Raw genomic sequence first — 9974 nt, 5'->3', positions numbered from 1 at the left:
ATTTCATAAACTGCCCCGAATCTGGCGCAGGACTTTGTCGCTCTGAGGGATTTTGTGAGGGAGCACCGTGCCGGGGAGTACGGTCGACTATGCAAAACTCCCTCAAAGCGGCAAAGAACCAGCAAGGGCGGAAGCACGTTTATGAAATATCCGGGCTAAGTACAAAGATTTTTTTATGCAGGAAAAGCAAATATATTCTGGAGGTCAGTCAGCCGATAAGACTCAATGGAATATGTTGCACCTTACCCTGCCAGCGATAGATTTCCAACTCAGCCGGGTCACAGGAAACACACCCCTTTTTGCAGGCCACAAAGCAGCCCGGCTGTTCACAGCTCAACTGACCTTTCCTCAACCAGTGTGAGAGCATCCCTCTCATGGCCTCAGGTGTGGTATTGAATTTCAAACTGAGGTCAGCCAGAGAGCAAACTTTCTGCTGTTTCAAGTAATTACGAATGTTGATCAGCATGGTCATCGCCTGCCACTTCGGGTTCCAGTTGGCGGCCAAAAGCATTGACAGTGCTTTTGGCCACGCCTTGCGTTTACGATGTCATTGCGGGCTGACATCCATCCGCCCTTGCAGTACTGAGGCACCCATGCGTTTCATCAAGGTAATTACAATAAACATCATCAGCATTATCGAGACCACCCAAAGTAGCGTTACACCGGGCTGCACAGATACCAGGGACAACTGATAATAAATAGTGGCAACCGCATAGCCAAGGAAGAAAGTCCATCCGGCAATGAAGAGCGTCCACCCCAGGGTGGTTTCCCGGTAAATGGCACCCAATGCCGCTACACAGGGGGTATACAGAAGGATCATTAGCAAGTAGGCAATGACCGCAGCATGACTGGGGAACAGGCCTGCCATAACAGAGAACGTGCTGGTCTTGACTGCCTGCTCTTCGGCAACTGCATCCAGATCGGTCAGATCGCCGACTTCGACACCCAGAGGATCTGCCAGCGTGCCCGTTAAACCACCCAGATTAGCCGGAATAGTGGCCAGGGCTTCTCGCAAGCCGGCCAACAGGTCAAACGTCGTTTCACCCTCAGTGTCAGCGCCTTCGGAAGCGGCAATGGCGCCATACATGGAGTCCAGTGTACCCACAACGGCTTCTTTCGCCAGAATACCCGTGAACAGCCCCACAGCCGCTGGCCAGTTGTCTGCCGTCATGCCCATGGGGGCAAACGCCGGGGTAATAGTTTGACCAATCTTGCTGAGCATGGAGCCCTGAGTGTTCTGATGACCGAAAGAGCCATCGGTACCAATCGCATTCAGGGTGTTCAAAACCACCACCACCATCACAATCGCCTTGCCTGCACGCAGGATAAAAGCCTTGAGACGATCCCAGGTGCGTAACATGACCTGCCTCACCGATGGCAAATGGTAATTGGGCAGCTCCATAATAAATGGCGAACTGTCACCACTGAGGATACTCTGCTTGAGAATCAACCCGGTGAATATCGCGGCCAGGATACCCACCAGATAGAGGATAAACACAACATTCTGGCCGGACTCCGGGAAAAAGGCAGCGGCAAACAGCGCGTACACCGGCAGCCGGGCACCACAGGACATAAAGGGGGCCATAGAGATGGTCAACAGCCGGTCCTTCTCATTATCCAGCGTGCGTGCCGCCATGATCGCAGGCACATTGCAGCCAAAGCCCACCAGCATAGGCACAAAGGCCTTGCCCGGAAGCCCCAGAAACCGCATGAGCCGGTCAATGACAAAAGCAGCCCTGGCCATATACCCTGAGTCTTCCAGTATGGAAAGAAAGAGAAACAGGAAGGCTATGACGGGAATAAAGGTAGACACTGTCTGGATACCACCACCCACACCATCGGCCAGTAACGTCACTGCCCAGGCGGGGACACCAATGGAGTACAGCCAGTGGCCCAGTCCGTCCACCAGCAGAGTCCCGGTAAAGATATCGAAAAAGTCGATAAAGGCACCACCAAAGTTAATGGTAAACATGAACATCAGGTACATGACGCCCAGGAAAATCGGGAACCCCAGTGCCCGGTTCAGTACCACACGATCAATGGATTCACTCAGCTGATGGCTGGCAACGTCCCGCTCACGCATCACTGACGTCATGAGGTGACCAACCACATCGTAACGTCGACTGGCCAGAATAATATCCAGATCTTCCTCAAGGGCAGCCTCGATGATATGACGCTGCCGGGTAGCCTCATTCACCACCTGCCAAGTCAAATCTGGCAGGGGAACCATGTCACCTTCCAGTAACTTCAATGCATACCAGCGCCGGGAAAGCGGGCTGTCAAGGTGAACGGACTCGTCAAGGGTCAATTCAATAACCGCAACGGCCTGTTCCAATTGTTCACCAAGATCCAATGGCGGGGCCACGGGAATACTCTTGTTCAGAAAGTCATTGATGTCTTTTAAAAAGGCTTTGATATTGCCTGAATTACTGGCAACCAGGGGTAACACCGGGCAGCGAAGTTCCTGAGAGAGCTTGTCAATATCAATGTCCATGCCCTTTTCCCGGGCAACGTCCATCATATTGAGTACCACGATGACCGGCGCCCCCATGTCCAATAACTGGGTGGTCAGGTACAAATTTCTTTCAATATTGGAAGCATCAAGAATGTTGATGATTAAATCCGCTTCACGCTTGAGGATGTAATCCCGCGCCACCTTTTCATCAAGGGAGACGTCGCTGTCAACAACATCAAGACAGTAGGTTCCGGGCAGATCAACGACTTCTATGGCATTATCTGCAAAGGTATAAAAACCGCTGCGTTTTTCCACGGTGACACCAGGCCAGTTACCAACCCGCTGCCGGGCACCGGTCAACGCGTTGAACAGCGTGGTCTTGCCACAGTTAGGGTTCCCGACAATGGCAACAACGTGTTTTTTCATATTCTGGAAACCTCGACAACAGCGGCTTCATCCTTGCGGATAGATAATTGGAAGCCCCTGACTTCCAACTGAATTGGGTCCCCCAGTGGCGCAACACGACAGACCCTAAACCGGGTTCCGGGCGTCAGGCCCATTGCCAGCAATTTCCGCCGGTAGGCTCTGCCAGCATTTGCAAAAGCAGTTACCCGGCCACATTCGCCGGTATTCAGTTCGCCCAATGTCACCTTCATGTACTTATTCTCCAGAGGCATCATTAAGTCGGCTTTGGAAGCATTCTTTCTGCACTGCTTATGCACTTGCTTCTGCATTGCAAGTAATAACTTTCAAAAACAACCCAAATATTCCAACCTATTATCATTTGCCAGGAACAAGAGCCTGTTTTTTGTGGGCTCTTTAGTGTGAAATCGGGTGCCTGGCAAATTTCCAACTCAGACGAATATATACGTAAATGAGAATTGTTACAATTTAGAAGTTCAATAAGTGTCTCCATTTTGACTGAGGTCAATGCAAGTCAGCTATACGTAATTGAAGGTAAATCGGATATCGCCAGACTGAACAGTGACGCGTATAGGGACGTCTGCCTTGGCGTCAGTTATGTTCCGATCGGATTAGAGCAGTAACAAACTTTTTTTTCGTGCCAATGAAACTTATTTTCCAAGTATTGATCAAACAGGAGTTCCCTTAACAAAATAAGGATTCATGCCATGCTTAAGAACCTCCTCCCGGGCCGGATGCACTTTGATTATGTTAAGGTCAGAAATGAGGACGAATTTCCAAATATTAATTTCCTTTCTATACCAGACGAGAATATTTCCAAGAGTTGAGCCAGGTGGAAATGAGTTTTATGTTGCGAACAACAAACACCTCATGTGCTACGAATGCAAGAAACAACTCATCAGTCACTCTTTGAAGTGGTCATTACTGACAGGCGAGCGTTTTATGGAACCGCCGGATGCATCGCACCAGACATAAACTGCAGTATCCGATTGACCTGACAGCTGTAACCGAACTCATTGTCATACCAGACATAAAGCACACAGCGTTTGTCGTCAACGATAGTGGCTTGCCCATCCACAACCCCGGCACGACGGCTACCCACGAAATCACTGGAAACCGCTTCAACAGACGTGACAAAGTCCACCTGTTTCTGAAGACTGGAATACAGTGAGGTCTCCCTGATAAAGTCATTAAGCTCTTCAACGGTGGTTGCCCTGGTCAGGGAAAGGTTAAGAATAGCCAGAGAAACATTAGGGGTAGGCACCCGAATGGCATTACCCGTCAACTTGCCTTCAAGCTCAGGCAACGCCTTGGCAACCGCTTTGGCCGCTCCGGTTTCGGTAATGACCATATTCAAGGCAGCACTGCGTCCACGACGCTCACCCTTGTGGTAATTATCAATCAGATTCTGGTCATTGGTGTATGAGTGAACCGTCTCAACATGACCGTGTTCAACGCCAAACTCATCATTAATTGCCTTGAGCACCGGCGTGATCGCGTTAGTGGTACAGGAGGCAGCGGAAAGAATCTGATCGTCCGGCTCAATATCGTTATGATTTACCCCATAAACAATATTCTTGATATCCCCTTTACCCGGTGCTGTCAGCAGAACTCTGGATATCCCCTTTGACTGCAAATGCAGGCCCAGCCCCTCTTTATCACGCCATTTCCCAGTATTGTCGACAACCACGGCTTTGTTAATGCCATACCGGGTGTAATCAATGGCATTCGGGGCATTGGCATAAATGACCTGAATGGCCACGCCATTGGCATAGATCACCTTATTCTCATCATCAACAGAAATTGTACCCTGGAAAGAGCCATGAACTGAGTCTCGCCGCAAAAGGCTTGCCCGTTTCTGAAGATCATCGCCGACACCGCCGGGTCTGACAACCACGGCCCTCAGGTTAAGACCAGAGCCACTGCCTGCACGCTCAATCAGGATTCTGGCCATCAAACGGCCAATCCGGCCAAAACCATACAATACGACATCCTGACCCGGACCGAGAGTCTGTTGATGACCATTGGTTACTGACGCTACTTTTCCAGTCACATACGCTTGTAGTGACTGGCCTTCACCTTCGGTTCGAAAGCCAACCGCCAGCTTGCCAATATCAATACGGGATGGTCCCAAATCAAGGGCTGTCAGGATTTCCAGCACAGGGTAAGTCTCGTGGACCGAAAGACCATGATCCTCAATCTGACGAACAAACCTGTGCGCTTTTAACAGATTAATAACGGAGCGGTTAATAATGGGACGCCCAAATACGGACGTAACAACATGGCGATTTCTATAAAGTTTGCCAATCAGTGGGATCATTGACTCAGCCAGTGCTTCACACTCTTTCCAGTCCTGAAAACGGTCTGCTACCACGATAAATTCCCGTTTATTTTTTCTATTTAAAATACAGCCCCGTAATTAGGACTTATGTTCCGTCGTTATTATCCTTGTTGATGGCGCCCGAGGCAACAAAGATTATCAAACATAAACATTGATGGTCTTTAAGCTGGTTAATTCCACCATTTCACTGCGGGAATACTGGGAGAACAGGATCACAACCGCTACAATCCATCTCTTGAATTCGTATTTGGAGTAATCAGGAGAGCCTTCAGGATTTTCATGTTTCAACACACTATTCCTCTGCCAACCCACCCCGGCGACAAGCTTCAATGGGGGAATCTCGCCAAAGCCGGGCCTGCCTTTACCATTGCCTGTGCTGCGGTAACGGACAACCACCCGCTGATGATTATTACTGCGGACAGTTCATCAGCAAACCGGCTGGAAGAAGAGCTGGCCTTCTTCTTTGCCAAAGAAGCCAACATCAATGTTCAGCAAATGCCGGACTGGGAAATACTGCCCTACGATACATTCTCTCCCCATCAGGATATTATTTCCCAACGCCTGTCGACCCTTTATCACCTTCCCCTGAGCGACATCCGTGGCAGAAAAAAAATTCTGATTGTACCGGTCACTACGCTGTTACACCGTGTGTGTCCGAAGAACTACCTGCTCGGCAGCTGTCTGTCGTTGCAACCGGGAACCCGGTTTATCATTGATGAGCGCAGAGGCCAGTTTGAACAGGCTGGATATCGCTGTGTTGACTCGGTAATGGAACATGGCGAGTTCGCCATTCGTGGCTCTATTGTTGATATTTTTCCCATGGGGGCTGACACGCCCTATCGAGTTGATCTCTTTGATGATGAGATAGAGTCACTGAGAACCTTCGATCCTGAAACTCAACGCTCTATCGAGACGGTTCAGGAAGTACAACTGTTACCAGGGCATGAGTTCCCCCTGGATAAGCACGGGATTGCGTTATTTAAAAGTAACTTCCGGGAAACCTTCGACGTTAACTATCGTGAATGTCCGATTTATCAGGACATCAGCAAGGGTATTGCCAGCCCGGGCATTGAATACTATCTGCCTCTGTTCTTCCGTGAGACATCAACGCTTTTCGACTATGTGCCACAAAACACCCGAATACTGATCTACGACACCGTAGGTTCATCCCTGGATCATTTTTATTCGGATGTTCAATCACGTTATGAGAACCGCCGTGTTGATCCGCAAAGGCCAATACTTCCGCCATCCAGGGTTATGATGCCCTCGGAAGAGTTATACAGCAGACTGAACGACTTCCCAAGAGTCACCTTGTTTGAACAGCCGGTTGCTCCTAAAGTCGGCCGATTTAACCTGAATCGCGAAGCCTTGCCAGAACTGACCATTAATGCCCGGCTCGAACACCCGCTGGCACACCTCACCACTTTTATAGATGGCATTAACCATGTCCTGCTGGTCGCCGAAAGTGCCGGGCGGCGGGAAGTGCTGCTGGAACTCCTGAGCCAGAATAATATAACGCCTGACCTTTGCGATAGCTGGCTTGCATTTCTGAAAGATAAGCCCGCTCTGGCTGTCAGTATCGGGCTGCTGGATGACGGCCTGTATTTACCGCAAGAGCAAATTGCTGTTATCCCGGAAGCGCTTTTGCTTGGCCAGAGAGTGCAACAGACAAGGCGGCGCAAGACAGAGGACGAACACAGTGCTGACCAGGTTATCAGAAACCTCACTGAGCTAAGAATCGGCGCCCCTGTGGTTCATATTGACCATGGGGTTGGCCGGTACAGGGGGCTGGAAACACTGGCAGTGGATGGCCAGACCACGGAGTTTCTGGCACTGGAATATGCCAACGAAGCCAAACTCTATGTTCCGGTCGCTTCTCTTCACCTGATTTCCCGATACACTGGTGCCGATGATGAACTTGCCCCGCTCCACCGGCTAGGCAGCGAGCAATGGATCAAGGTGCGGCGTAAGGCCGCCGAAAAAGCCAGGGATGTGGCCGTTGAACTGCTGGATATTTATGCCCGCAGAGAAGCACAAAAAGGGTTTCCTTTCACTGCGCCAGAGCAGAACTATCTGGCTTTCGCTGCGGCCTTTCCGTTTGAAGAAACGCCCGATCAACAACAGACCATTACCGCTGTCATTGGCGATATGTGCAAACCAAAACCCATGGACCGCCTGGTCTGTGGTGATGTTGGCTTTGGTAAAACAGAAGTTGCCATGCGTGCTGCCTTCCTTGCGGTTCATAGCGGCAAACAGGTGGCCATTCTGGTCCCCACGACGCTTCTGGCACAACAACACTATGAAAGCTTTCGCGATCGATTTGCTGACTGGCCCGTAGAAATTGATGTTATTTCACGATTCAAGTCACAAAAATCGGTGGACCAGGTAAAAGAGCGACTCACTGCAGGCAAACTGGATATCCTCATTGGTACCCACAAGATACTTCAGGGCGACCTGACCTTTAAAAATCTTGGTCTCCTCATTATTGATGAAGAGCATCGCTTTGGGGTCCGCCACAAGGAAAAGCTCAAGTCATTGAGGTCCGAGGTTGATATCCTGACCCTGACCGCTACTCCCATTCCCAGAACGCTGAATATGGCCATGTCCGGTATTCGCGACCTCTCTATTATAGCGACTCCCCCGGCAAGGCGACTATCGGTCAAAACCTTTGTCCGTCAATATGATCAACCCCTGGTAAAAGAAGCCATTCTCAGGGAGCTACTTCGGGGCGGTCAGGTGTACTACCTTCACAATCAGGTTGAATCCATTGAAAAAGTAGCCAGCGACCTCCGGGAACTGATTCCTGAAGCACGGGTCATCACAGGTCATGGCCAGATGCGTGAGCGTCAGCTGGAACAGGTGATGTCCGATTTTTACCACAAGCGCTATAACGTTCTGGTATGCACAACCATTATTGAAACCGGGATTGATATCCCCAATGCCAATACCATCATCATCAACAGGGCGGACAAGTTTGGTCTGGCACAACTGCACCAGCTAAGAGGCAGGGTTGGCCGGTCACACCACCAGGCCTATGCTTATCTGTTGACACCATCACCAAAATCGATGACCGCCGATGCCGCGAAACGGCTTGAGGCGATATCGGAAGCGCAAACCCTGGGTGCCGGGTTCATGCTGGCCTCCAACGACCTGGAGATCAGGGGTGCTGGCGAACTGCTGGGTGAAGGTCAGAGTGGCCAGATACAAAGTGTCGGCTTTACGCTCTACACCGAGATGCTCGAGCGAGCCGTTAACGCCATCCGCAATGGCGAGTCACCCAATCCGGACCAGCCTTTGAACCATGGCACCGAAGTGAACTTACGGCTTCCGGCCCTGTTGCCGGAAGACTATATTCATGACGTCCATAGTCGCTTGATTCTCTACAAGAGAATTGCCGCTGCAGATAATGAGGAAAAATTGAAAAACCTTCAGGTTGAGCTGATCGACCGTTTTGGCCTATTGCCAAACCCGGCCAAAAACCTGTTCCGTCAGATGTTGTTAAAAATCCATGCCCAAAAACTGGGCATCAAGAAGCTGGACGCCAGCAGCAAAGAAGCAAGAGTTGAGTTTGAAGAACAGCCCAGTGTTGACCCCATGCTGATTATTAACCTTATCCAGTCAAACCCCCGGCAGTTCAGGCTGGAAGGAAGCAGTATCTTAAAGTACATTGACGCAATGGAAACTCCGGAACAGAGGTTTAAGGGAACAGAAACACTGCTGGGCAGGCTCGCTGGCTAACCGCTTATGTCTGTCCATAGATTGACTGTTTTTCAGACAGCCCGGTGGTGTTTTACAAAAGCCACCCCGGATTGGGTGATCCAAGGAAATTGTGCATGAAAAAACTTCAGCTTATCCCATGGTCGATAGCACTACTTTTTACTCTACCCCTATGTGCTGCACCGAAACAAAATAATGGAGGACCTGATACCCCATGGTATCAGGTGGATCTGGTGGTTTTTCGTTACCTCAATAATGACAGTGGCGAAGCCTGGCCTCCCGTTTCCGATCACGGATCGCCTGCACATGTAATCAGGCTGAACACTCATTCTCCAGCCTCTGATAGTAGCAGCCCTCTTTTTGACATCACTGAGCCTCAAAACCATCCCGATATCAGGCGTGACGCCTTCATCGCTCTTCCAGCCAGCGACAGGATTCTGAACAGCCAGGTTGCTGCACTTGCGAAAAATCGCAACTATCAGTTGATTACCCATAAAGCCTGGCGAATGCCGGTAAGCGCTGAATCCGGTAAGCGACCGATTGAAATCCGGGCTGCTATGAGCGGGCAGGAAAACCTGTTGCTCAGTGGCACGATCAGCGTCAGTGAAGACCGCTTTGTGCATGTAGATATCGATCTGTGGCTGAATAAATTAAGTCCGGAATCACTGTACTCCTCACTGTCCGGGGGTAAACAAAACCATGAACAAAAGACATCCGACGCTCTTGCGGCTGCTCAAACAGGAGCTGACAACCTGGTGAGAATGAACGATGGCTCTCCGCCTTTGCGCATAACCGACAACTTTCAAATAAAGCAGCGAAGAAGAATCCGAAATGTAAAGGAACTGCAATACATAGACAGTCCGGAGATTGGCATTCTGCTCAAACTTACCCCCTATGAGCGCCCTGGTGCCCTGGTGGAAACGGGGATGATTGTTTCCGAAAAAAACAGCTGACGCTGCCAAGAGGCTGTCCGAGAATAGACGGCCCTACTGCGGTTGCGATAAATTGGTCTAAAAATTCCTGCTTCTTCGTCAAATA

The 9974-nt window shown here is 50.2% G+C and carries 7 protein-coding genes; 2 read left to right on the top strand and 5 right to left on the bottom strand.

Features of this window, described 5'->3' with window-relative positions:
- Nucleotides 1–208: 208 nt before the first annotated feature.
- From KDK14_RS15625 to KDK14_RS15605, 5 genes are all read right to left on the bottom strand, one after another.
- The gene (locus KDK14_RS15625) at nt 209–466 is read right to left on the bottom strand and encodes a FeoC-like transcriptional regulator (RefSeq protein WP_257266103.1); all 258 of its coding nucleotides are present in this window, start codon (nt 464–466) and stop codon (nt 209–211) included.
- Nucleotides 467–547: 81 nt separating this feature from the next.
- A complete protein-coding gene (gene feoB, locus KDK14_RS15620) occupies nt 548–2881 on the bottom strand; it encodes a Fe(2+) transporter permease subunit FeoB (RefSeq protein WP_257266102.1) in 2334 nt (777 codons plus the stop codon).
- Nucleotides 2878–3111, bottom strand: a complete 234-nt coding sequence (locus KDK14_RS15615) for a FeoA family protein (RefSeq protein ID WP_257266101.1) — start codon at nt 3109–3111, stop codon at nt 2878–2880. The genes feoB and KDK14_RS15615 overlap by 4 nt, the downstream gene beginning before the upstream one ends.
- A gap of 707 nt (nt 3112–3818) precedes the next feature.
- Nucleotides 3819–5252 (bottom strand): glyceraldehyde-3-phosphate dehydrogenase, encoded by a 1434-nt coding sequence (locus tag KDK14_RS15610; RefSeq protein WP_257266100.1) that lies wholly within the window; start codon nt 5250–5252, stop codon nt 3819–3821.
- Nucleotides 5253–5357: 105 nt separating this feature from the next.
- Nucleotides 5358–5507, bottom strand: a complete 150-nt coding sequence (locus KDK14_RS15605; RefSeq protein WP_257266099.1) for a hypothetical protein — start codon at nt 5505–5507, stop codon at nt 5358–5360.
- Between KDK14_RS15605 and mfd the strand changes: the two genes are divergently transcribed.
- Entirely contained in the window at nt 5499–8957 is a 3459-nt protein-coding gene (gene mfd / locus KDK14_RS15600) for a transcription-repair coupling factor (RefSeq protein ID WP_257266098.1), read from the top strand. The two genes, KDK14_RS15605 and mfd, sit on opposite strands and share 9 nt — an antisense overlap.
- 95 nt (nt 8958–9052) lie before the next feature.
- Nucleotides 9053–9889 (top strand): peptidoglycan binding protein CsiV, encoded by an 837-nt coding sequence (locus tag KDK14_RS15595; RefSeq protein ID WP_257266097.1) that lies wholly within the window; start codon nt 9053–9055, stop codon nt 9887–9889.
- The last annotated feature ends 85 nt before the right edge of the window (nt 9890–9974 follow it).

This window comes from Endozoicomonas sp. ONNA2, assembly GCF_024606365.1.
Taxonomy (GTDB): domain Bacteria; phylum Pseudomonadota; class Gammaproteobacteria; order Pseudomonadales; family Endozoicomonadaceae; genus Endozoicomonas.
Note: the sequence above shows the minus strand (reverse complement) of the source record. Positions and strands in the feature narration are given on the sequence as shown.

Bases quoted from the DNA above. Each gene is read 5' to 3' on its own strand.
- KDK14_RS15625 (WP_257266103.1), bottom strand. From the start codon at position 466: ATGCTGATCAACATTCGTAATTACTTGAAACAGCAGAAAGTTTGCTCT.
- feoB (WP_257266102.1), bottom strand. From the start codon at position 2,881: ATGAAAAAACACGTTGTTGCCATTGTCGGGAACCCTAACTGTGGCAAG.
- KDK14_RS15615 (WP_257266101.1), bottom strand. From the start codon at position 3,111: ATGAAGGTGACATTGGGCGAACTGAATACCGGCGAATGTGGCCGGGTA.
- mfd (WP_257266098.1), top strand. From the start codon at position 5,499: ATGTTTCAACACACTATTCCTCTGCCAACCCACCCCGGCGACAAGCTT.
- KDK14_RS15595 (WP_257266097.1), top strand. From the start codon at position 9,053: ATGAAAAAACTTCAGCTTATCCCATGGTCGATAGCACTACTTTTTACT.